A 22,472-nucleotide genomic window follows, 5' to 3' on the forward strand; every position below is an offset into this window, starting at 1 on the left:
GTCTAAGTTTGCGCTTTTCTACAAAAGGAACAAGATCGATTGAAAATTTTTCCTGCCCTCGCGGGCCAGCCGGCGTCCCCGTAGCCCAGCCGGCCTCCTCGTGGGTCGGCTGGTTAGACGAAGACGATGCCGGTGGCCGGGGTATCCAGGTGGGCGACGGCCGTGGCCTCGGATGTTTCGGTGTCGACGCGGTAGATGGTGCCGGACAGGTCGCTGACCCAGACCGCGGAGCCTGCCGGGTCCAGGGCCAGCCCGATGGCCTCGTGCAGGCCGCGCACCACGACCTCGACCTGGCTCAGATCCGCCAGGGGAGCGCGGTTGAGGGAGTTGCCGTCCGGCTCCGCGCCGCGGTCGGTCCAGTACATATAGTCGCCCACCACGGCCAGATCGATGGGCTCGGGCAGGCCGTCCACCAGGGTGCTTCCCGGATCGACGGCGTCGGCGCCCAGCTGCGTTAGTTCGGCGGCGTGGATGCTGCCGTGGCCGCCCTTCGACGGGCCCTTTTGCGTCCAGTACAGCGTGCCGTCGTGCACGGCCACGCCGACCGGGGTGGTCCGCCAGCTGCCGGCGGGGTCGGTGGCCACTAGCTGCTCCAGCTGGGCAGCGCCCGCCGGGTCAGTCACCCGCCAGACCTTGTGGCCTTCGCGGTCGCCCACGTAGAGCGCGCCGTCGGCGTAAATCAGTTGCTTGCCGGTGGTAAAGCGCGCGTCATCCGTAGCGACGAGGTCTTCGACCGGGCCGGTGGCGGCGGTGCCGTCGAAGGCGACGCGGTGGATGCCGCCGTCCGGGGAGGAATAATCCCCCTCCTGGGTGCCGTTGGGGCGCGGGGTGCCCATCGTGGAGTAGAAGATATATCCTTCGGCCAACGCGATACCGTCGGGCCCACCGCCGGTGCTTTCCACCACCGTGCGCGCGGATCCCGTCGCAGTATCCACGGCCACGATTTCTTCCTTCTGGTGCAGCAAGACGAGCAATTCAGACATACAAACCTCCTTGAACGAGTGGTATGCCTTCCAGTGTAAGCGCGTCTTGGCTAGCGCCCGCGGGCCCGCCGGGAGGCCTAGGCCGACACCGGGCAGATGACCGGGGTCCCGGCGTCATCCAGGATGGTGGACTCGATGCCGTAGACCTCGGCGATGAGCTCCGGCGTGAGCACCTCGGCCGGGGTGCCGTGGGCCAGGGCCTTGCCGCCCTTGATGACCAGCAGGTCGTCGCAGTAGCGAGCGGCCAGGTTCACGTCGTGGATGGCCACGACGGCTTGGCGCGCGCCGTCGGCCACGGTGCCGCGCACCACCTTGAGGAGCTTGATCTGGTGGCGCAGGTCCAGCGCGGAGGTCGGCTCGTCCAGCAACAGGATGTCGGGGTTGCCCACCAAGACCTGCGCGACGCTGACCAGCTGGCGCTGGCCGCCGGACATCTGGGAGACCAGGCGGTCGGCCAGGTAGGTGATGCCGAGCAGCTCAAGGGTGTCGGCGCTGGCCTGGACGGGCTCGACCCCGGGGCGGTGGCTGCGCCGGGCGGTGACCATGAGGCTTTCGAATGCCGTGAGAGAGGCGGTGGACAGGATGTCCTGGGGCACGTAGCCGATAGCCGTGCGGCGCTCTTTCTTGCCCAACTCGGTTTCCCCGCGGGTCAGGTGCACCTGGCCGTCCGCCGGCTGCTTGAGCCCGGCGATGGTGTTGAGCAGCGTGGACTTGCCGGCCGCGTTCGGGCCCAGCAGCCCGGTTACCCGGCCTTCCTTCAGCGGCCCGAAGGACATGCCGTCCAAGATGGTGTGCTTGCCGTAGCGGAAAGTGAGGTTTTCAACCGTGATTGCCATGGTTAGCTCCTTCCCTTCCGCCGCGAGAAGATGAGGAAAACGAAGAAGGGCACGCCCACCAGGGCAGTGATGATGCCGATTGGGATGGCGACGCCGGGCACGATCGAGATGGAGACCGCATAAGCCACGGTCATCAGGACCGCGCCGGAGGCGACCGAGGCGGGCAGGAAGAAGGCCTGGTCCTCACCCACCAGCATGCGGGCGATGTGCGGGCCCACCAGGCCGATGAAGCCGATGATCCCGGCGAAGGCCACGGCCGCGGCGGCCAAGACCGAGGCGACCACCAGGGTCGCAATCCGCAGGGCCTTGACGTTAACGCCCAACGATGCCGCCCGGTCGTCGCCCAGGCGCAGCGCCGTGAGCTTCCACGCGCTGGCGGCCGCGTAGGGGAGGGCCAGGAGCAGGACCACGCCGATGATGCCATTGGAGGTCCAGTTGGCCCGCTGCATGGAGCCCATGGTCCAGAAGACGATCTGTTGCAAAGCTTCCGTGGAGGCGCCGTATTGCATCAGCGACAGCAGGGCCTGGAAGAAGAAGGACAGAGCGATGCCCAGCAAGATCATGACCTCCGCGCTGGCGCCCCGCCAGAGGGATGCCGCGGCCACGACGACGACCGCCAGCAGCGCCGAGACGGAGGTCAGCAGCGCGAGGTTGAACTGCGGGTTGGCCAAGATGGTCCAGCCCATCACGATGGAAAACGCCGCGCCGAAGGCCGCCGCCGCGGAAATGCCCAGGGTGAAAGGCTCGGCCAGGGGGTTATCCAGGATGGTCTGCATGAAGGCCCCGGACAGGCCGAGGGCCGCGCCGACCAGCAGCGCCATGACAGAAGCCGGCAGGCGCAGCTGCCACAGCACCGTGTGCGTGCGTTGATCCACCCCGTCGGAGCCGGTCAGCGCCAGGAAGAGATCGTGGACGCTCAGGTCGATGGGGCCGACGATGGTCGCCACGACGAAGGCGACGAAGGCGAGCAAGAACAGCCCGACGATGGCCACCACCTTCCGGCGCCCCCGCGAGCGGTAGTCCTTGATGGCCAGTTGCTTCAGCCCCGCGTTCTCCTCGCTCGTGACAGGCTGGGCCGGGCGGTGACCAGTTGCGTCTGTTGCTTGCATTAACGCCATCGCAGGTTAGTTGTCCTGGTTCTGGGCGAAGAAGGCGCCCGAGTAGTCGAACGGCAGCCAGTCCTTGTGGAAGTCCTCAAAGTCCTGGGCCGCGTCCATGTCCTGGAACTTCTCCGGGTAGAGCCACTTCGCGAAGGCCTCCAGGGCGAAGACGTTGAACGGGTTGTCGTAGAACTGGTGGTAGACGGCGAAGTACTTGTCGTTCTTCGGGGCTTCCAGCAGGTCCAGGCCCTGGGTCTCCAGCGGGCCGTCCAGGGTCTCCTGCGCCTTTTCCGGGCTGGACTGATAGCCCAGCTGGACGTGGCGCACGTCCGGAGTCTTGTCCGTCTCGTCGGACCACTCGCCGCCGGTGACGATGAGGTTCTCCGGCTGCATCTCGATCATCTTCTCGGCGGTCAGGGTGTTGTTCTCGGCCGAGGTGATGTCCTCGCCCAGGTTCTTGGCGTGCAGCGCGTCCAGCAGGGCGCCGAAGTTCTTGTCCGCGGAGACGGAGCAGCAGTCCATCATGCCGGCGGCGGTCCAGACCAGCGCCTCCGGACGGTCCTCGTCCTTAACGTCGGCGATCCGGTCGGTGATTTCCTTGACCTTGCCGTCGTAGAACTCGTTGAACTTCTCGGCGCGCTCGGTCTCACCCAGCAGGTCGCCCAGCAGCTTCACGGAGGTGGTGGTGTTCTCCAGCGGCTTCTGGCGGAAGTCGGTGAAGACGTAGGTGATGCCGGCCTTGTCCAGGTCGTCCAGGAAGCCGGTCTTTTCCGCGCCCTCCTTGTGGTCCAGGGACATGACGACGACGTCCGGGTCCTGCGCCAGCAGGTTTTCCACGGTCACGTCACCCTTGGCGATGTTGCCGATCTCCGGCAGGTCCTTGGCCGCCGGGTTCAGCTCGTACAGCTTTTCTTCGAACTTCGGCGCGGCCTTGGTCAGGTCCGAGCCGAAGGCGACGACGTTTTTGAACGGGTCGTCTTGCAGGATCGAGGTGACGAAGGTGTTGCGGCCTTCCGCCAGGATGATGCGCTCCGGCTGTTCCGCGAATTCGACGGTGCGTCCGGCGGCGTCGTGGACCGTCAGGGCCGCGTTCTCCACCTTCTTGCCGTCTTGGTTTACTTGAGAAGCTCCATTCGAGCCATTCGACCCGGTGGAGCCGTTGTCGGCAGAGTCGCTAGAACAGCCCGCTGCGCCGAAGATCAGCGCAGACGCCGCGACAGCGGCCAGGATTTTCTTCATGATGTGCTGGAACCCTTTCAGAGTAATAAGCATGTAAGCAAGGACAGCTTAACCTTAGTCCTCTGAGGGTGGGCATCAAAATATTTTAGGCGACCCTGCCCTAAACAAGCCCTCCGAGCGGTCCCCGCAGTTCACCCGCGGCGGGATCACCCCACCTCACCGCGGGTTTTCGGGCGGATTACCCCAAAAGGAAGTATCCGCCCGTCTCCCTAGTGGAGACTCCCCGCTACTTCACGACGAGGTTGACCATACGGCCGGGCACGTAGATCTGCTTGACCACGTTCTTGCCGCTAATCAGATCTGCGATCTTCGCGTCGGCGGAGGCGGCGGCCAGAACGGTGTCCTGGTCGGCATCGGCGGCGACGTGGATGCGGGACTTGACCTTGCCGTTGATCTGGACCGGGACCTCGATCTCATCGTCCACCAGGTACTTGTCCTCGTAGGCCGGGAAGGGCTCGAAGGTGATGGTCTCTGCGTGGCCGAAGCGGCGCCAGATCTCCTCCGCGATGTGCGGGGCGACCGGGGAGACCATCTGGGCGATGGGCTCCACGGCCTGCCGCGGCGCGCCGTCCGAGTAGGCCTTGGTCAGGTAGTTGACGTACTCGATCAGCTTGGCCACGACGGTGTTCAGGCGCAGGTTCTCGTAGTCGTCGCGCACGCCCGCGATGGTGCGGTGCAGGGCCTTCAGATCGTCCTCGGTCAGGGCGGCATCGGTAGCCGCCAGCTCACCCGTCTCCTCGTTGACGGCCAGGCGCCACAGGCGCTGCAGGAAGCGCTGCGCACCCACCACGTCCTTGGTCGCCCACGGGCGGGAGGTGTCCAGCGGGCCCATCGACATCTCGTAAACGCGCAGGGTGTCCGCGCCGAAGTCGCGGCAGATGTCATCCGGGGCGACGGCGTTCTTCAGGGACTTGCCCATCTTGCCGTATTCCTGGTTGACCTCTTCGCCGTTGTAGTAGAACTTGCCGTCCTTCTCCTCGACCTCGGTGGCCGGGACGTAAACGCCGCGGGAATCCGTGTAGGCATAGGCCTGGATATAGCCCTGGTTGAACAGGCGGCGGTACGGCTCCTTGGAGCTGACAAAGCCCAAGTCGTAGAGCACCTTGTGCCAGAAACGGGAGTACAACAGGTGCAGCACGGCGTGCTCCACGCCGCCGACGTACAGGTCGACGCCGCCCGGATCGTTGGCGCCGTGCTCCTGCGGGCGCGGGCCGGTCCAGTAACGCTCGTTCTCGAGGTCGCAGAACTGCTCGTCGTTGGTCGGATCCACGTAGCGCAGCTGGTACCAGGAGGACCCGGCCCACTGCGGCATGACGTTGGTGTCGCGGTAGTAAGTCTGCGGGCCGTCGCCCAGGTCCAGCTCGACCTCGACCCACTCGCGGGCCTTGGCCAGCGGCGGCTGCGGCTCCGAGTTGCGATCCTCCGGATCGAAGGAGACCGGCGCGTAGTCCTCTACCTCCGGCAGCTCGACCGGCAGCATGGACTCCGGCAGGGCGTGGGCGTGGCCGTCCGCGTCGTAGACGATCGGGAACGGTTCGCCCCAGTAGCGCTGGCGGGCAAACAGCCAGTCGCGCAGCTTGTACTGGATCTTCTCCGCGCCCTTGCCGGTCTCTTCCAGCCAGGCAATGGTGCGGGCGATGGCGGCCTTCTTGTCCAGGCCGTTGAGATCCAGCCCGGCATCGTTAGCCGAATTGACCAGGGTGCCGTCCTCGGTCCACGCCTCGGTGCTGACGTCGCCGCCGCTAACGACCTCCGTGATCGGCAGGCCGAAGGTCTGCGCGAACTCGTAGTCACGGATGTCGTGGGCCGGGACCGCCATGATGGCGCCGGTGCCGTAGCCCGTCAGGACGTAGTCCGCGATGAAGATCGGGACCTGCTTCCCGGAGACCGGGTTGGTGGCATAGGTACCCAGGAAGACGCCGGTCTTGTCCTTGTTTTCCTGGCGCTCCAGGTCGGACTTCGCGGCGATGTCCTCGCGGTAGGCCTCCACGGCCTCCTTCGGGTCATCGTGGCCGTAGGTCCAGCGCTCATCGATGTCGTCGTCGTAAGGGATGGGGGACAGCAGGTGGTCGACCAGCTCGTGCTCCGGCGCCAGCACCACGTATTCCGCGCCGAACAGGGTGTCCGGGCGGGTGGTGAAGACGGTGATCTCCTGGCCCTCCGCGGTGAAGTTCACGTCCGCGCCGCGGGAGCGGCCGATCCAGTTGCGCTGCATGGACTTGACCTTCTCCGGCCAGTCCAACAGCTCCAAGTCGTCGAGCAGCCGGTCCGAGTACGCGGTAATGCGCATCATCCACTGCTTCAGGTTCTTGCGGAAGACCGGGAAGTTACCGCGCTCGGACTTGCCGTCCGCGGTCACCTCCTCGTTGGCCAGCACGGTGCCCAGGCCCGGGCACCAGTTCACCGTGGAATTCGACAGGTAGACCAGGCGGAACTCGTCCACCGCCTCGGCCTTTTCCGCCGCGGTGAGATCCTCGTAGTAGCGCCCGTCCTTGGTGGTGCGCTTGTTCGCCTCCAGCTCCTGGATCAGCTCCGAAATCGGGCGGGCCTTACCCTGCTCCTCATCGAACCAGGCGTTGTAAATCTGCAGGAAGATCCACTGCGTCCACTTGTAAAACTCCGGATCCGTGGTGGCCACGCTGCGGCGCGGGTCGTGGCCCAGGCCCAGGGCGCCCAGCTGCCGACGCATGTTGTCAATGTTGGCCATCGTGGTCGTCCGCGGGTGCGTGCCCGTCTGGATGGCGTACTGCTCAGCCGGCAGGCCGAAGGCGTCATAACCCAGAGTGTGCAGCACGTTCTTGCCCAGCATGCGGTTGTAGCGGGCGAAGGTGTCCGTAGCGATATAACCCAGCGGGTGGCCCACGTGCAGCCCCGCCCCGGAGGGGTAGGGGAACATGTCCTGCACGTTGAGCTTTTCCGCCGGCAACTCGCCATCCGTAGCCAGGTCGCCGGTCGGGTTCGGCGCGTTAAAAGTGCCATTATCTGCCCAGTACTGCTGCCAGGTCTTCTCAATCTGGTTAGCCAGTTCCGGCGTATAGCGGTGCGCGGTAGTATCCGTGGAATCACTCGGGTTAGTCATAGGCACTTAGTGTAGTCGCCGCAGGTTAGCGGTGTCAGTTTAGGTTAAACCGTGGCATAGATGGTCTCTTCCTTCTCCACCAGGGTCAGCACGTCGTAGGAAGCGACCAGCTCATCCTCCTGGTTGTAGAGCGCGGCGTCCCAGCGAACCTCGCCGTAGTCATCGGTCACGCGCGGGGTGATCTGCTTGGCGGTCAGCTCGATTCGGATGGAGTCGTCGTAGGTGACCGGGGTGATAAACCGCAGGTTCTCCAGGCCGTAGTTGGCCAGGACCGGGCCCGGGGCCGGCTCGACGAACAGGCCGGCGGCCCAGGAGACCAGCAGGTAGCCGTGGGCGACCCGGCGCGGGAAGAAGGGGTTGGCAGTGGCGGCCTCCTCGTTCGTGTGCGCGTAGAAGGTGTCCCCGGTCGACTCCGCGAAGGCGGTGATGTCCTCCAGGGTGACCTTCCGTAGATCCGAGGCGAACTGGTCACCGATGCGCAGCGTGGCGAGGTCCTTGCGGAACGGGTGGGTGCCCTTCCCGGATTCCACGTCCGCACGGGTGACCCGGTTGACCTGGGCGCCGCGGTGCCACTGGCCCGTGACGGCCGTGAGGTGATCCGGCGTGCCCTGGACGGCGGTGCGCTGCATGAAGTGCTTGATGCCGCGCACGCCGCCGAGCTCCTCGCCGCCGCCCGCGCGACCCGGTCCACCGTGGATGAGGTGGGGCAGGGGAGAGCCGTGGCCCGTGGAGGTCTTCGCGTCGTCGCGGTCCAGGAAGTGCAGGCGGCCGTGGTGGGCCGCGATGCCCCGCCCGTATTGCGTGGCCAGCTCCGGGTCGTGGGTCACGACGGAGGCCACCAGGGAACCCGCACCCAGTGCTGCCAGCTCGACGGCCTCGTCGACGGTCTCGTAGCCCAGGACGGAAACGACCGGGCCGAAGGCCTCAGTGGAGTGCACCGTGGGATTCTTCGCGTCCGCGAACTTCAGGATGGTCGGGGCGAAAAACGCGCCCTCCAGCTTGTCCGCGCCGCCGTAGACCACTTCGCCGCCGGCGTTTTCCAGGGCGCCGACGGCTGCGGCGACGTCGTCGCGCTGCTCCACGGAGACCAGCGGGCCCATGGTGGAGCCTTCCTCGCGGGGGTCACCCACGACGACCTTATCGTCCAAGCGCTGCGACAGCGCGGCGATGAAAGGCTCGACCAGCTGGTGCGGCACAATGGCGCGGCGGATGGCCGTACACTTCTGCCCGGCCTTCGAGGTCATCTCCCCGAAGACGGCCTTGACGTAGGCGGTGAACTCGGGCGAGTCCCCGGTGGCATCCGTGCCGAGGATGGCCGCGTTGAGCGAGTCCGCCTCGGCGCTGAACTGCACCCCGCCCTCGATGACGTTGGCGTGGCTGCGCAGCTTGTGAGCGGTGTCCGCCGAGCCGGTAAACGCCACGTGGTCGCGGTAGTCTAGGTAGTCCAACAGGTCGCGGGCGGAACCGGAGATGAGCTGAATGGATCCTTCCGGCAGCACCCCCGACTCGACCATCAGGCGGACGCAGGCCTGGGTGATGTAACCCGTCGGGGTCGCCGGCTTCACGATGGTCGGCACGCCTGCGATGAAGGCCGGTGCGAATTTCTCCAGCATGCCCCAGACCGGGAAGTTGAAGGCGTTGATCTGCACGGCGATGCCGGGAATGGAGGTGTAGATATGGCGGCCGATGAAGCTGCCGTCGGGGGAGAAGACCTCGGGCTCGCCGTCCGTGACGACCATCGAGTTCGGCATCTCCCGGCGCCCCTTGGAAGAGAAGGTAAACAGCGTAGAAATACCGCCGTCGATGTCGACGAAGTTGTCGCGCTTGTTGGCGCCGGCGGCATGCGCCAGTTCGTTCAGCTCCTTCTTGTGATCCTGCAGGTAGAGCGCCAGCTCTTTAATCTTCAGGGCGCGCTCATGGATGGTAAGTTCCTGCATCCCGGCGCGGCCGGTGCTGCGGGCGTAGTCAACCGCGGCGGCGATGTCGAGGCCTTCCGCGAAGACCGTGGCGACGAGTTCTCCGGTGGAGGAGTCGCGCACCTCCTTGGCCCCTTCGACATCAGTGGGGGTGACCCACTGACCATTCAGGTAACTCGGAACCACGCCCGGGCTGTGGGTAGTCGCGTCAAAGACAGTGTTGCTGGCGGTAGTCACGGGAGAAAGTATCCTTTCATTAGTTGCCGAACGGTCGGTCAGTATTTGAGAGTAGTATAACCCACATCACAGTGGAAGGAGTCAGGATGGAAAACCAGCCTTGGGAAATCGAGTTGGGCGAGCTGGACAAGAAGATGGGCGTCGAGGTCATCGAACAGTCCCCCGAACGAGTGGTGGCGACCATGCCGGTTAGCGGCAATACCCAGTCCTTCGGGCTCCTACACGGCGGGGCGATGGCCTGCCTCGCAGAGGCCGTAGGTAGCTGGGCCGCGGTCATCCACGCCTCTACCTTGGGAAAAGTGGCCGTCGGCGTGGATCTCAACGCCACCCACCACGCCTCCGGGCGGGAGGGACTGGTCACGGCCACCGCCACGGCCATCCGGCTAGGCCGCACGCTCTGCAGCCACGAAATCGTCATCACGGACGAAGCCGGCACCCGGCTGTGCACCGCCCGCATCACCAACGCCGTAGTGGACAAGCGCTAACACCGTTACCCGGTACCAAGTCGAAGTGCCGTGCGGGCTTATTCGGAGTAATCGTAGAAACCCTTGCCGGCCTTGCGGCCCAGCTCGCCGCGAGCGACCATGTCCCGCATCAGCTGCGGCGGGGCGAAGCGCTCGCCCAGGGTGGACTCCAGGTACTCCGCGATGCCCAGCCGCACGTCGAGACCCACGATGTCGGTCAGCTCCAGCGGGCCGATGGGGAACTTGTAGCCCAGGACCATCGCGTTGTCGATGTCGCGCGGTTCGGCCACGCCCTCCTCAACCATGCGGATGGCTTCCAGGGCAATGGCCACGCCCAGGCGGGAGGAGGCGAAACCCGGCGCGTCCTTGACCACCACTGCCGTCTTGCCCAGGCCTGCGACCCATTCGCGGGACTGGGCGACCAAGACCTCCGGGGTGGACTCGGCGACCACGACCTCGACCAGCTTGGAGGCTGGGACCGGGTTGAAAAAGTGCAGGCCGATGACGTCGTTGTCCACGGTGGCGGCGAGCTCAGTCACGGACAGCGAGGAGGTGTTGGTGGCGATGACCGCCTTCGGAGCGGTCTTCGCGATATTCCCGAAGGCCTCCTGCTTGAGCTCCATGGACTCCGGGACCGCCTCGACCACCAGCTCAAAGCCGGCAAAGTCGCCCACCTCGGTACTGGTGATCAGGCGTTCGGCCCAGGATTCAAAGCTTCCTTCAGCGCCACGGTCAAGGGAGCCGCGGATGGCCTTTTCCACCCGCTCCCGCGCGGCCTGGGCCGCGTCTTCATTGATGTCGACGACGGTGACTTCCGAGCCCGCGGCGAGGAAGGCGTGCGCAATTCCCGCGCCCATCCGGCCGCCACCCAGGACGCCTACTTTGTTCGGGATAGTCATTTACTTGCCCTTCTTCTTGTTCTTCTTGTCGAGGAATGCTTGCATGCGGTCGAACTTGGCGGGGGATTCAAAAAGGACGGCCTGGGCGATGTTGTCCACGGCCGGGTGGGCCGCCGCCGGCATGTCCATGAGCTGCTTGCTTAGGCGCACTGCCAGCGGGTCGAGCGCCGCGATGCGCCCGGCCAAGTCCGCGGCCGCCGCGTCCAGTTCTTCCGGCTCGTGAATTTCCGTGACCAGGTGCAGCGCGTGCGCCTCTTCGCCGCTCAGGATGCGTCCCGCCAGGAGGATTTCCTTGGCCACGGGAGCGCCCACGGTCTCCTTGAGTCGCCAGAGCGCGCCGGCGCCGGCGATGATGCCTAGACCCGCCTCCGGCTGCCCGAACTTGGCGCGCGGGGTGGCCAGCCGGAAATCAGCGGCAAGGGCGAGCTCCAGCCCGCCGCCCAGGGCGAAGCCGTCGATGGCCGCGATGACCGGGGAGGGCAGCTTAGCGATCCGGTCGAAGATGCCGGAGTTGATGCCGCGCAGCGCGTCGGCGCGGCGGCGCTCGCGCAGCTGCGCGATATCCGCCCCGGAGGCGAAGATCCCGCGCGGCCCCTTCGAGGTTTCGGCTATGCAGCCGGTCAGGATGAGAATTTGCGGATCGTTTTCCAGCTGCTGGCACAGCTCGTGAAGCTCCGCGACCATCGTTTCATCGATGGCGTTGCGAACCTCCGGACGGTTTAAGCGGGCGGTGACGAAGCCGTCACCGGGGATGATCTCGAGTGCTTCTGGCATGTCTTTTACACCTTCTCAATCGCGATAGCGGAACCCTGGCCAACGCCCACGCACATGGTGGCGATGCCGCGCGCGCCGCCGTCCTGCTCCAAGCGGTTCAACAGGGTGAGGGTGATGCGGGAGCCGGACGAGCCCAGCGGGTGGCCCAGGGCGATGGCGCCGCCCCAGGCGTTGACCTTGTCCTCGTCCAGCCCGAGCTCCCGGATGCAGGCCAGCGACTGGCTGGCAAAGGCCTCGTTGAGCTCCACCGCATCCACCGAGTCCAGGCCCCACCCGGCGCGCTCCAGCACGTCGCGCGTCGCCGGGATCGGGCCGGTGCCCATGATTTCCGGGCTCACGCCGCGGGCAGAGTTCGCCACGACGCGGGCGCGGGCCTTCAGCCCGTACTTTTGGATCGCTGCGGCCGAGGCCACGATGACCGCCGAGGCACCGTCGTTAAGCGAGGAGGCGTTGCCCGCGGTGGTGACCTCGCCGAGCTTGGTGACCGGCTTCAGCTTGGCCAGCGCCTCCGCGGAGGTATTAGCGCGCGGGCCTTCGTCCGTATCCACCACGGTCACGTTGCCCTTCCGGTCGGTGACCTCCACCGGCACGATTTCGTGGGCGAACTTGCCGTCCGCGATGGCCTTGAGCGCCCGTTGGTGGGAGCGCAGCGCGAAGGCGTCGGCGTCCTCGCGGCTGATGCCGAAGGTGTTGGCGACCTCCTCGGCCGTTTCCGGCATGGAATAGGTGAGCTTTTCTTGCGCCGCGAATTTGTCATTCACGAAGCGCCAGCCGATGGCGGTATCGAAGGCCGCGCCCGGCTTGGCGAAGGCCTTCGTCGGCTTTTCCATCACCCACGGGGCGCGCGACATCGACTCCACGCCGCCGGCGACCACGACCTCGGCCTGGCCAGACTCCACCAGAGCGGTGGCCAGCGCGATAGCCGACATGCCGGACGCGCACAGGCGGTTAATGGTCATCCCCGGGACCGTGTCCGGGAACTCGGCCAGCAGCCAGGCCATGCGGGCGACGTTGCGGTTTTCCTCGCCCGCCCCGTTGGCGTTGCCGATGATGACCTCGTCGACGGCGGCCGGATCCAGGCCCGACTCTTCGACGGTCTTCTTGATGGTCAGCGCCATCAGGTCATCCGGCCGCACCGACGACAGGGCCCCGCCGTAGCGGCCCACCGGGGTGCGGAAACCGGATACGAGGTATGCAGAAGAATCGGACATTTTAGGCTCCTTTGAATTCCGGCTGGCGCTTCTCGTTGAACGCGGCAAAGCCTTCGTAATAGTCTTCGGTATCGCACAGGCGGCCCTGCGCTTGGTTTTCGGCGTCCACGCTGTCCCAGAAACCGGTGCGCTCGTCCCGGATGCTGGCCACCAACGCGCGGCTGGCCAGGAAGGCCTGGGTCGCGCCCTGCGCTGCGGCGGCGGCCTTGGTCCGGCCGAACTCGAGCAGTTCGTCCGCCGGGACCCCGCGGGAGAACAAGCCGGCGGCCACCGCGTCCGCGCCGGAAATCAGGTCGCCGGTGATGATGAGGTCCATGGCGCGGTGGACACCAAGCCGCTCGACGAAGAGGGCGTGCCCGCCCGAATCCAGCGTGGCGCCGAGGTTGGCGAACGGGGAGCCGAAGAGGGCATCGTCGGCCACGTAGACGACATCGCAGGCCAGCGCCAGGCCCAGGCCCACGCCCAGGCACGCGCCGTGCACCAGCGCGAACGTCGGGGCCGGGAAGTCATCAATCGCGCGTAGCACCGGGGTAACCGCCCCGGCGAGGAACTCGGTGGCGTCGTCCTCGCGCGGGTTCAGGCCCTTGATATTCCGGCCGGCGCTAAAGCCCTTGCCCTCACCCCGCAGCACCAGCGCGCGTGGCTTATCCTGCGCGGCCTTGTCGAGGGTGTCCTTTAGCTCCGCCAAATCCTCTGGCCCCATCGCGTTGCGGGCTCGCGGGTTGTTGAGCACGACTTCAGCGACGCCGGTGTCCGGGGCAAAGTGATAATCGATCATCGACATTGCTTTCTTCTCTTTCTGTTGGGGTGGTGGGTAGTCCGGCTGTTGACTAAGCGTCGAAATCGAGGGAAATCTTGTCGGTCTTCGGACGCGACTGGCAGGTCAGGATGTAGCCGGCCTCAACCTCGTCCTTTTCCAGGGCGTAGTTTTCGGCCATGTCGACCTCGCCGTCGACGAGCTTCGCGCGGCAGGTGCCACACACGCCGCCGGCGCAGGCGAAGGGGACGTCCGGGCGCGCCCGCAGCGCGGCATTGAGCAGGGACTCGTTGGCCGAGACCGGGGACTGCACGGAACCGGACAGGCCGTCCAGGGTGAATTCAATGTCCACGTTGTCGCCCTCGGGGTCGGCTTCCACCTCGCGGCCGGTCTGGCCCTGGTTGCCGGAAGGCTTACCGGTGGTAAACAGCTCGTAGCGCACCGCCTCTTCCGCGACGTCGCGGCCCGAAAGCTCGTCACGGACCAGCTGGACTAGCTCGAAGGGGCCGCAGAGGAACCACTCGTCGACCGAACCGGTCTGGATGACGTTGTCCAGCAGCGTCTGGAGCTTCTCCGCATCAATGCGACCGGAGAACAGCGGGTTGACGCGCTGCTCTCGGGACAGGACGTGGTGGACCGCGAAGCGGTTGGGGAATTTGTCCTTCAGATCGCCAATCTCCTCGGCGAACATCACGTCCCCGCCGCCCTTGTTGGCGAAGATGAGCTCGAAGGTGGTCCGCTCCGACTCGTTCAGGACGGTTTGGGCAATAGCCATGATCGGGGTGATGCCAGAACCGGCCGCGATAGCCACCAGGTGGGGGTTATCCAGTTTTTCTAGTTCCTCGCGTACGGCCTCCGGGTTGTTCAGGCCGGTCAGGTGGGTCTTGGAGGTGAACGCGCCCTGCGGGTTCATCACGTCCATCTCATAGCCGGCCTCCAGCTCGGTGTTCGCCCAGGTGGAGAACACGCCCCCGCGGTCGCGCTTGATGGCCACGCGGATGACCCCGTCCCGGGGGACGTCGCAGATGGAATAGGAGCGGCGGACTTCTTTGCCGTCGATGGTGGCGCGCAGCGCCACGTACTGGCCGGGCACGTAGTCGTAGTCGTCTTGGAGTTCCGGCGGGACTGCGAAGGAGACCTCCACCGCGTCGTCGGTCAGCGGCCGCACCGCAGAGACCGTCAGGGGGTGAAAGGTCGCCTTCTTCTTGGCCGGCTTCTGGGCCGACTCGGCCGGGGCAGTTGTGGTGGGAGTAGTCATTAGTGCACCTTGAAGTAGTCGAAAGGCTCCAGGCAGTCCTGGCAGTTGTAGAGCGCCTTGCAGGACGTAGAGCCAAATTGTGCAAGTTTCTGAGTGCGGCGCGAACCGCAGTGCGGGCATTCGATGGCCGGCGGCGGGGCCAAGGTCAGCGGGATGGGCCCGTCATTTGCCTTTCGCGATTGCCCGGTGGGCGGGGCGATGCCGTAGTCGCGGAGGTTTTGCTTGCCCCGCTCGGTAATCCAGTCGGTGGTCCACGCCGGATCCAGGACGAGGTCGACGCGGGAAGAGCTATATCCCGCCTCTTCCAAGGCCCGGACGATATCGGTCGTGATGTGCTCCATCGCCGGGCAGCCCGAGTAGGTCGGGGTGATAGTGACGACGGCGGTCTCGCCCTCTAAGGTCGCTGCCCGCAGGATGCCCAGGTCGGCGATAGAAATGACTGGGATTTCCGGGTCCGGGACCTGGGCAGCCACGTCCCAAACCCGGGCGGCTTCCGGATCCGCGGGCCGCAGAGGGTGCGCCGGCTGGTTGGTGGGGGTCTGGCTAGCCATCACTGTCACCTCCCGCTACCAGGTAGCGCCCGGGTGCTTCCGGGCCAGGGACTGCATCTCCGCCAGGATGAAGCCGCGGTATTCCGAAAAGCAGCCGGTTCGCTGGCCGGAGCGTGCCTGCTTGACCTGCGGCACCTCAAGGCCGGCCTTGTCCAGCACGTACGCGATCCGCTCGTCGAACTGCGGGCGCAGGCTGGACGGGAGCACCGCGATGGATCGCTCCGCCAGCTTCTCGTGCACCGGCAAGTCCTCGAAGAGCTCGTCGAGGTAGGGCCACATGTGCTCCAGGCCCGCAGTCAGTCGGCGCTTGGACTCTTCAGTCCCGAGGCCGAGACGCAGCACCCATTGGTTGGCGTGGTCGACGTGGTATTCAACCTCCTTGATCGCCTTCGCCGCGATGGCAGCCAGCGTCTGGTCGGCCGACTCCAGCAGGGCGGTGTACAGCCCGTATTGGTAGTAGGAAAAGAGGAGCTGGCGAGCGATAGTGTGGCCGAAGTCGCCGTTTTCCTGCTCCACGAGACGGCAAGAGCAGAACTCCTCTTCGTCGCGGAAGTAGGCGAGATCGTCCTCGGTCTTGTCAAAGGCGGTTCCGGCGTAGGAGAGCAAGAAGCGGGCGTGCCCGATAAGGTCCAGGGCGATATTGCCCAGCGCAATGTCTTCTTCCATCTCCGGGGCGCGGGAGATCCACCAGCCCAGGCGTTGGGCCAGGATGAGAGCGTCGTCGCCCAGCGTGATGGCGTAGTTGGCCACGTCCTGGTCGGCGGTAGCGCCGGAGGCCACAATGTCTTCTGCGGTAATACCGTCACCCTGCGATTGCTTGGTGGCGGAGTCCGCGGCAGCGAATCCACTCACAGGTGCGGCACCCCCTCAGACTTGTCGTAGTAGGTGGCGTGGCGGTAGTTCTTGCCCTGCGGCGACTCGAAATAGCCGCCCTTGGAGTCCGGATCCGACGAGGCGATAGCTTCCGAGGGGACAACCCACACGGATGTGCCCTCGTTGCGGCGGGTGTAGAGGTCGCGCGCGTTGCGCAGCGCCATCGTCGCGTCCGGGGCGTGCAAAGAGCCGGCGTGGACGTGGGAAAGGCCGCGGGAAGAGCGCACAAACACTTCCCACATGGGCCACTGGTTTCCCTGGTTAGCGGTCATGGGGTGGATACTCCTTAATTCCTAGTTGCTCACTGCGCCCGGGCGCTAGGCCGAAAGCGCCGAGTCGGTGTGGTGGTACTTCTCCGCGTAGGCAGCGGCGGCCTCGCGGACCCAGGCGCCCTCGTCGTGGGCCTGGTTGCGGCGCTGCAGGCGCTGCTCGTTGCAGGGCCCGTTGCCCTTGATGACGGACTTGAACTCGTCCCAGTCCAGTTCGCCGAAGTCGTAGTGGCCGCGCTCCTCGTTCCACTTCAGGTCCGGGTCCTCGAAGTGCAGCCCCAGGGCTTCTGCCTGCGGGACGATCATGTCCACGAAGCGCTGGCGCAGCTCGTCGTTGGAGAAGCGCTTGATGTTCCAGGCCATCGACTGCTTGCTGTTGGGGGAGTCATCATCCGGCGGGCCGAACATCTGCAGGGCCGGGCCGTAGAAACGGTTGATGGCTTCCTGGGCCATCTGCTTTTGGGCCTCGGTGCCGTGCGCGAGCTCGTAGAGGATCTCCCAGCCTTGGCGCTGGTGGAAGGATTCCTCCTTGCAGATACGCACCATCGCGCGGCCATAAGGCGCATACGAAGCGCGGCACAGCGGCACCTGGTTGCAAATGGCCGCACCGTCGACCAGCCAGCCGATAGCGCCGATATCCGCCCAGGTACGGGCCGGGTAGTTGAAGATGGACGAGTACTTGGCACGACCGTCTAGCAGCTGGTCAACCAGCTCATCGCGGGGAGTACCGAGGGTCTCGGCGGCGGAGTACAGGTAGAGGCCGTGGCCGGCCTCGTCCTGGACCTTGGCCATCAGGATGGCCTTGCGCTTCAAGGAAGGAGCGCGGGTGATCCAGTTGGCCTCCGGCTGCATGCCGATGATTTCGGAGTGCGCGTGCTGGGAGATCTGGCGGGTCAGGGTCTTGCGGTAGGCCTCGGGCATCCAGTCGGTGGGCTCGATGCGGGAGTCCTCCGCGATGATCTCATCGAAGCGTTGCTGGGCCTGGGCGACGTCGAATTCCGCGTCAGCGGCGCCATCGATTGCGGTTAATGCCTGGTCACGGTTAGTCATGGTGGGTTTCCTCCTCGGGTGGGGAGAGTGTCAGTAGCAGGATTACCTACTGAATGGTTGGTCAGTATATGAGAAAATGTGACCTACGTCAATAGCAAGTGTGATCTAGGTGGCAATTAACGGGCCGTCATTGTGGCCCCGCGATAATCGCCTCGCGGCCTAGCTCCGCTTCTCCGGCTTGCCAGGGAGGACCCGGTACGTGCCGCGAAACTCGGCGATGTCCCGGCCGTCGGCGCGCAGCGTGACGTCCACGATCCCGTTTCGGCCCCAGGACTGACGCGTCGTGGCCACGCCTTCGACCCGCTGTCCGGAAAAGCCCGGCGCGAGGTAGTGGATGGAATTGTGCGCCGCCACGGCGACGTCGCCGTAGGAGTTGCAGGCGCCGGCGAACAGGGAATCGGCGAAGGCGTAGAGAAAACCGCCCTGGCAGGTGTCATGCCCGTTGCACATCTCGGGGCGCACGGTGAATTCACCCGCGCAGTGCCCCAGGTCAAGCTCGGTGATGGTCACCCCCAGAAAGGCGGTCGCGCGGTCGCTTTCGAACATCTCGCGGACGTGCACGAACTCCGGGCTCGCGGCTACGCCGGGCGCTAGCACGGGAGCGGGCGCAACTGCCTCGGTCGACATTTCCTCCGCGGCAGTAGAGCGGGAGGGGGTGGAGTTATTGGCTGACATTTCTACTCTCCTTGGGAGTTATTTGGCCAGCGCAAAGAGAAAACTTCCGGGTGTGGGTGACACATACTATAACCGCTGCGACTAAGTCGTGCTTGAATGGAATGCGTGACTGACACGAGTACCGACACCCACCGCGGCCGCCCTGGCTACTCACGCGCCGACGTAATCCGCGCCGCCATCAAGGCGTTCAACACCCGCGGCTACGAGGCGACGTCCATGGGAGTTGTGGCAAACGACCTGGGAATTTCCAAGTCCGCCCTGTACCACCACATCTCCTCCAAGGAAGAGATTCTCGAGGAGACCGTTTCCCGCGCCATGGGGCAGCTCGAGGACGTGGTCGCCGAGGCCCAGGCTGCCGACGCCACCCCGGCCGAGCAGATCGCCATGCTGGTCCGCGGGTCCGTGCACGTTCTGTGCAGCGATCCCGAATCCGTGGCGCTGCTTCTGCGCCTGCGCGGTAACTCCGAAGTCGAGGAACGCGCACTCGAACGCCGCCGCGCGCTTACCCGGTCGGTCATCCCGATGGTCAAGCAGGCCCAAGAGACCGGGGATATCCGCAACGACCTCGAAGCGGCCACCCTAACCCGCCTCGCCTTCGGCATGGTCAACTCCGTGTCCGACTGGTACGAACCCGGCGGGAAATTCGGCGCAGAGGACATCGCCAACAGCGTGGAACGCCTGCTCTTCGGCGGTCTTTCACCGCGCTAAGCTCGCCAAAACACCAGGTCGGGGATTGTTGAACAACATTGACCGAAACAACAATTTCCCCAAAATGTGTTGCCACTCACTAAAATCGCCTGTATTCTACCTCACAAGACTTAACTGACCGATTGTTAAGTCAGGAATTAATCGCTCGCCGCTCCCGCGGCACCCATGACTTCCAACCCAATAGGCGCATTCGAGAAGACGCCAGGTGTGGGCCTGCACGTTTCCCGAAGCGAAAGGCACTGCTGTGACTGCAACTTTTGATATTTTCTCCGACAACTATGGCCCCCAAATGGGCATTGAATACGCCTCGCGAGACGAAATCATCGCCCTCCAGACTGAGCGCGCTCGCAACGAGCTCCGCCACGCGTATTACAACGTTCCCCACTACCGCCGAGCCTTCGATGAACTCGGCGTCCACCCCGACGATTTCAAGGAGCTCGCCGACTTCGCGAAGTTCCCGTTCACGGACAAGGAGACGCTGCGCAACGAGTACCCCTTCGGCATGTTCGCGGTGGGGCAGAAGCAGATCGCTCGTATCCACGCCTCCTCCGGGACCACCGGCCGCCCGACGGTGGTTGGCTACACCGACAACGACATCCGCATCTGGTCTGACCTGATGGCCCGCTCCCTGCGGGCCGGCGGTCTGCGCCCGAGCGACAAGGTGCAGATCACCTTCGGCTACGGGCTCTTCACCGGCGGCCTGGGCGCGCATTACGGCGTGGAGGCCCTCGGCGCCACCGCCATCCCAACCTCCGGCGGCCAGACCGAACGCCAGATCCAGCTCATCAAGGACTTCGAGCCGGACGCCATCCTCGGCACCCCCTCCTACGTCCTCAACCTCCTGGACCGTATGCGCAAGGAGGGCATCGACCCGCGGGAGACCTCCCTGCGCGCCGGCGTCTTCGGCTCCGAGCCGTGGACCGAGGGCATGCGCCGCGAGCTGGAGGAAGGCTTCGGCATCGACGCCACCGACATCTACGGCCTGTCCGAGGTCATGGGCCCTGGCGTGGCGCAGGAGTGCATCGAGACCAAGGACGGTCTGACCGTCTGGGAGGATCACTTCTACCCGGAGATCATCGACCCGGAGACCCTGCAGCCGCTCCCGGATGGCGAGTACGGCGAGCTGGTCATTTCCTCCCTGACCAAGGAAGCCTTCCCGATCATCCGCTACCGCACGCATGATCTGACCCGCATCCTGCCGGGCACGGCGCGTTCGATGCGCCGCCTGGACCGCATCTCCGCCCGCAACGACGACATGATCATCCTGCGCGGCGTGAACTGCTTCCCGTCGCAGTTCGAGGAAATCATCACCGAAGACCGCAACCTGCGCCCCCGTTACCAGTGCGTGCTGAGCAAGCGCGGCCGCATGGACCACCTGACCCTGGTCGTCCAGCACGCCGAAAACCTGAGCCGCGACGACCTCGACGCCTCCGAGCGCCAGCTGCGCAAGCAGATCAAGGACCGGATTGGCGTCACCGTCGAAATCCAGCTGGTCGAGCACTTCGATTCCGGCGACGGCAAGGCCAAGCGCCTGGTCGACAACCGCAACAAGTAAGCCTGGTTCCCGACCTACCTGAAGCACAGAACAAGAGCCGCGCGAACGCTGAACATCTCAGCGCCGCGCGGCTCTTGGCGTGCCGGCTAGTTAAGGGCCTAGCCAAAGATACGGTCGAAGAAGTTCTTGACCGGCTTCATCATCAGGTGCGGTACATACTTCCAGACTGCCCAGCTGCCCAAGCCAAGCGCACCCAGCACGGCCGCGACCAGGCTAAAGCCCCAGAAGACGTTGGAAGAGCCCTGCGAGCTAGCGGAGCTACCGTTGCTGCTGCTCGAGCTACCGGAGCTGCCATTGCTGCTGCCGCTGCTGCCTTCCTTGTTCGGTTCCTTGCTCGGCTTCGCCGGTTCAGACGGCTTGCTCGGCTTCGAAGGCTCTTCAGTCTCGCCCGGCTTACCCGGCTCGGTCGGCTCAGCTGGCTTCGTAGTCTCAGCCGGCTCGGACGGCTTGTTCGGCTCGGTGGACTCTTCCGGTTCGCTCGGCTCGGTGGTCGGCTCTTCAGAAGGCTCGGTCGACGGTTCGGTAGACGGTTCCTCAGAAAGCTCGGTCGACGGTTCGGTGGTCGGCTCCTTGGAGGGCTCCGTCGACGGCTCGGTCGACGGCTCTTCGGTCGGTTCCGGCTGCTCCTCGCGCGGATCGACCAGGGCGCGGTCGCGGTTTTCCAGGGTGACGCGGTCGACGAGTGCGCCGGTGGGCTCGTCGTAGGTGGTCAGGCGCAGTTGCTCGCCGGTCACGTCCACCCGCAGGTAATCCGGGGTGTAGTCCTGGCGCCCGTAGGCGGTGGAGTCGTGCACCAGTTCCTGCGGGACGTGTTCCATGCGGGCGTTCGGCTGCTTTTCGCCGTTGACGTCCTGGAAATCGTAGAACTTGCCGCCGCCGGCGCTGGTGGTGGTCAGGTAAAGGACCTCGTTGTCGTTCGGGGAAAGCTTGTCATTGCGCTTGCCCAAGCCCTCAGAGACCGGCTCATGGCCGTTCATCAGGTGGGTGCGGGTGTAGATGTGGTCGTGGCCCGACAGGACCACGTCGACGCCGAGCTCAGAGAAGGTATCCGCCAGGCCGTCGCGCAGGCGTCCGACATCGGAGTCGGTGTAGTGGGTGGCCTGCGAGTACAGGGAGTGGTGCATACCCACGATTACCCACTCGTTGAAGGCGCCCCGGTTGTCGATGGTGTCCTTGAGGAAGCGCTTGTGGCGCTCAATGTCGTCCTCTTGGCTTGCGTTGGAGTCCAGGTTGATGAAGAGCACGTTGTTGCGCTCAAACCAGGAGTTGCGCAGGTCCGGGGCCTGGTTGGGGTTGATGAAGTGCTCGTCGTAGTCACCAAAAGCAATCGCGGAGGGGTAACCCTCGTGGTTGCCCGGGATAGCGCTGAGCGGGATCTGCCGGATGACATCCGGGCTAAAGAAGCCGTCGTACTGAGCCAGGGGAGCGCCCCAGCCCTCAATCTGGTCGCCCAGGGACCAGATGAGCCGCGAATCCGGAACGTCACCGATGGCCTTGTTGATGGTCTTATTCCACTGCTCGGTTTGTTCCTCGATCTTCGCGCCCACGCCGATCTGCGCGTCGCTAATCGTGACGAAGGACCAGTCATCACCGTAGGAACCGGTGTTGAACGTGTGCGGGGCGGACCAGCCGCCCTCGTCGGAGCCCACCACGTAGGTGTACTCGGTGTTCTCCGCCAGGCCGGTAGCCGTAGCGTAGTTGGACAGGTAGAGGATGCGGCCGGCGTCCTTCTCCTTGGCGTCGAATTCCTTCGCCTGGTCTTCCTGCCCGGTCGGGTAGACCTTGAGCTTTTCCTCACCCTTGTGGTTGGTGCGCCAGGAGACGATGACGGAGGTTTCATCCGCGCCCGGCTGCAGGACCTGGCGGAAAATCGGGGACTCCTGCGCCTGCGCGGCGGTCGGGACGACGGCGCCGGAGGCTAGGGTGACAGACAAAGCGCAACCAAGCGCCACGAATGAGCGGTTGAGGCGAGCTTTAATCATGAGCTTCTTCCTGGTCAGACGGTCCTACCGCGGGGCCGGATGACACTGCAGTTATT

General features: G+C 65.2%; 20 protein-coding genes. 3 read left to right on the forward strand and 17 right to left on the reverse strand.

Going from position 1 to position 22,472, the window contains the following annotated elements:
- Positions 1–113: 113 nt before the first annotated feature.
- From VVS03_RS09525 to paaZ, 6 genes are all read right to left on the reverse strand, one after another.
- Positions 114–983 carry a hypothetical protein gene (locus VVS03_RS09525; RefSeq protein ID WP_368520698.1) on the reverse strand — a complete coding sequence of 290 codons (870 nt, stop codon included), beginning with the start codon at positions 981–983 and terminating at the stop codon, positions 114–116.
- 77 nt (positions 984–1,060) lie between these two features.
- Positions 1,061–1,819 (reverse strand): ABC transporter ATP-binding protein, encoded by a 759-nt coding sequence (locus VVS03_RS09530; RefSeq protein ID WP_368520697.1) that lies wholly within the window; start codon positions 1,817–1,819, stop codon positions 1,061–1,063.
- A 2-nt stretch (positions 1,820–1,821) separates the two neighbouring features.
- Positions 1,822–2,928 carry a FecCD family ABC transporter permease gene (locus VVS03_RS09535; protein WP_368520696.1) on the reverse strand — a complete coding sequence of 369 codons (1,107 nt, stop codon included), beginning with the start codon at positions 2,926–2,928 and terminating at the stop codon, positions 1,822–1,824.
- A 15-nt stretch (positions 2,929–2,943) separates the two neighbouring features.
- Positions 2,944–4,158: an ABC transporter substrate-binding protein gene (locus VVS03_RS09540; protein WP_368520695.1), complete on the reverse strand. Its 1,215-nt coding sequence runs from the start codon at positions 4,156–4,158 to the stop codon at positions 2,944–2,946.
- A gap of 226 nt (positions 4,159–4,384) precedes the next feature.
- Entirely contained in the window at positions 4,385–7,237 is a 2,853-nt protein-coding gene (gene leuS / locus VVS03_RS09545; protein WP_368520694.1) for a leucine--tRNA ligase, read from the reverse strand.
- Between the two features lie 44 nt (positions 7,238–7,281).
- Entirely contained in the window at positions 7,282–9,390 is a 2,109-nt protein-coding gene (paaZ, locus tag VVS03_RS09550) for a phenylacetic acid degradation bifunctional protein PaaZ (protein WP_368520693.1), read from the reverse strand.
- Positions 9,391–9,476: 86 nt separating this feature from the next.
- Between paaZ and VVS03_RS09555 the strand changes: the two genes are divergently transcribed.
- Entirely contained in the window at positions 9,477–9,875 is a 399-nt protein-coding gene (locus tag VVS03_RS09555; RefSeq protein ID WP_368520692.1) for a PaaI family thioesterase, read from the forward strand.
- Between the two features lie 38 nt (positions 9,876–9,913).
- Here the strand turns inward: VVS03_RS09555 and VVS03_RS09560 are convergent, their stop codons facing one another.
- From VVS03_RS09560 to paaI, 10 genes are all read right to left on the reverse strand, one after another.
- A complete protein-coding gene (locus tag VVS03_RS09560) occupies positions 9,914–10,753 on the reverse strand; it encodes a 3-hydroxyacyl-CoA dehydrogenase family protein (protein ID WP_368520691.1) in 840 nt (279 codons plus the stop codon).
- A complete protein-coding gene (locus tag VVS03_RS09565) occupies positions 10,754–11,527 on the reverse strand; it encodes an enoyl-CoA hydratase/isomerase family protein (RefSeq protein ID WP_368520690.1) in 774 nt (257 codons plus the stop codon).
- Between the two features lie 5 nt (positions 11,528–11,532).
- Positions 11,533–12,738 carry an acetyl-CoA C-acyltransferase gene (locus VVS03_RS09570; RefSeq protein ID WP_368520689.1) on the reverse strand — a complete coding sequence of 402 codons (1,206 nt, stop codon included), beginning with the start codon at positions 12,736–12,738 and terminating at the stop codon, positions 11,533–11,535.
- 1 nt (position 12,739) lies between these two features.
- Positions 12,740–13,516, reverse strand: a complete 777-nt coding sequence (locus VVS03_RS09575) for an enoyl-CoA hydratase/isomerase family protein (protein WP_368520732.1) — start codon at positions 13,514–13,516, stop codon at positions 12,740–12,742.
- A 52-nt stretch (positions 13,517–13,568) separates the two neighbouring features.
- Positions 13,569–14,753: a 1,2-phenylacetyl-CoA epoxidase subunit PaaE gene (gene paaE, locus VVS03_RS09580; protein WP_368520688.1), complete on the reverse strand. Its 1,185-nt coding sequence runs from the start codon at positions 14,751–14,753 to the stop codon at positions 13,569–13,571.
- Positions 14,753–15,304, reverse strand: coding sequence for a 1,2-phenylacetyl-CoA epoxidase subunit PaaD (paaD, locus tag VVS03_RS09585; protein ID WP_368520687.1), 552 nt, complete (start codon positions 15,302–15,304; stop codon positions 14,753–14,755). Before paaD ends, paaE begins: the two co-directional genes overlap by 1 nt.
- Before the next feature lie 15 nt (positions 15,305–15,319).
- On the reverse strand, positions 15,320–16,156 hold the full coding sequence (gene paaC, locus VVS03_RS09590; protein ID WP_368520686.1) for a 1,2-phenylacetyl-CoA epoxidase subunit PaaC: 837 nt from the start codon (positions 16,154–16,156) through the stop codon (positions 15,320–15,322).
- Complete coding sequence (gene paaB / locus VVS03_RS09595; RefSeq protein WP_368534455.1) at positions 16,153–16,449, reverse strand: 1,2-phenylacetyl-CoA epoxidase subunit PaaB; 297 nt, start codon at positions 16,447–16,449, stop codon at positions 16,153–16,155. The genes paaC and paaB overlap by 4 nt, the downstream gene beginning before the upstream one ends.
- 45 nt (positions 16,450–16,494) lie before the next feature.
- Positions 16,495–17,496 (reverse strand): 1,2-phenylacetyl-CoA epoxidase subunit PaaA, encoded by a 1,002-nt coding sequence (paaA, locus tag VVS03_RS09600; RefSeq protein WP_368520684.1) that lies wholly within the window; start codon positions 17,494–17,496, stop codon positions 16,495–16,497.
- Between the two features lie 159 nt (positions 17,497–17,655).
- Positions 17,656–18,171, reverse strand: a complete 516-nt coding sequence (paaI, locus tag VVS03_RS09605) for a hydroxyphenylacetyl-CoA thioesterase PaaI (protein WP_409338204.1) — start codon at positions 18,169–18,171, stop codon at positions 17,656–17,658.
- Between the two features lie 96 nt (positions 18,172–18,267).
- On the opposite strand from paaI, the gene VVS03_RS09610 reads away from it, so the two are divergent.
- Together VVS03_RS09610 and VVS03_RS09615 are read left to right on the forward strand one after the other, a co-directional pair.
- Positions 18,268–18,879, forward strand: a complete 612-nt coding sequence (locus VVS03_RS09610; protein WP_368520683.1) for a TetR/AcrR family transcriptional regulator — start codon at positions 18,268–18,270, stop codon at positions 18,877–18,879.
- A gap of 289 nt (positions 18,880–19,168) precedes the next feature.
- The gene (locus VVS03_RS09615; protein WP_409338213.1) at positions 19,169–20,434 is read left to right on the forward strand and encodes an AMP-binding protein; all 1,266 of its coding nucleotides are present in this window, start codon (positions 19,169–19,171) and stop codon (positions 20,432–20,434) included.
- Positions 20,435–20,532: 98 nt separating this feature from the next.
- Here the strand turns inward: VVS03_RS09615 and VVS03_RS09620 are convergent, their stop codons facing one another.
- Complete coding sequence (locus tag VVS03_RS09620) at positions 20,533–22,416, reverse strand: fibronectin type III domain-containing protein (RefSeq protein WP_368521430.1); 1,884 nt, start codon at positions 22,414–22,416, stop codon at positions 20,533–20,535.
- Between the last annotated feature and the right edge of the window lie 56 nt (positions 22,417–22,472).

This window comes from Corynebacterium sp. LK2537 (assembly GCF_040946485.1).
Classification (GTDB): Bacteria; Actinomycetota; Actinomycetes; order Mycobacteriales; family Mycobacteriaceae; genus Corynebacterium.